1 pseudogene is annotated in these 369 nt (G+C 74.3%); it reads right to left on the minus strand.

The features are described 5' to 3' along the window. A pseudogene (locus tag IIE03_RS02295) lies at positions 1–209 on the minus strand (carbohydrate ABC transporter permease); the annotation flags it as partial. Positions 210–369 lie beyond the last annotated feature (160 nt).

Below are 369 nucleotides of genomic sequence, written 5' to 3' on the forward strand. Positions count from 1 at the left end.
GACACCTGGTCGGACGAGCCCAGCAGCAGCGTGTAGTACAGCGGGAACGCCGAGACCACCAGCACGACCGCCAGGATCGTGTACGTGATCCAGCCCGGACGACGCACCGCGGATCCGGTGCCGTGCTGGTGCATGCGTGCCCGCTTGCGGGCGGCGGCCCTCGCGGCCCCCTTGCCTGCGCTCTGCGCAATGGCTGCGACGGAGCTCATGAGTCCCCCCGGTCGGTGGTCGTGGTGGTGGTGCTTCCGGCGCGGCCCGCGCCGTGCGCCGCGCGGTCCGAGGCGGCGGCGCGCGCCTCGGCGCGCAGCCTGCGTGTCACCGAGCGCTTCACGCGCGGCGTCTTCGTGCCCGACGACGCGATCCGCTGGC

This window comes from Myceligenerans pegani (genome assembly GCF_014892515.1).
GTDB classification, from domain to species: domain Bacteria; phylum Actinomycetota; class Actinomycetes; order Actinomycetales; family Cellulomonadaceae; genus Myceligenerans; species Myceligenerans pegani.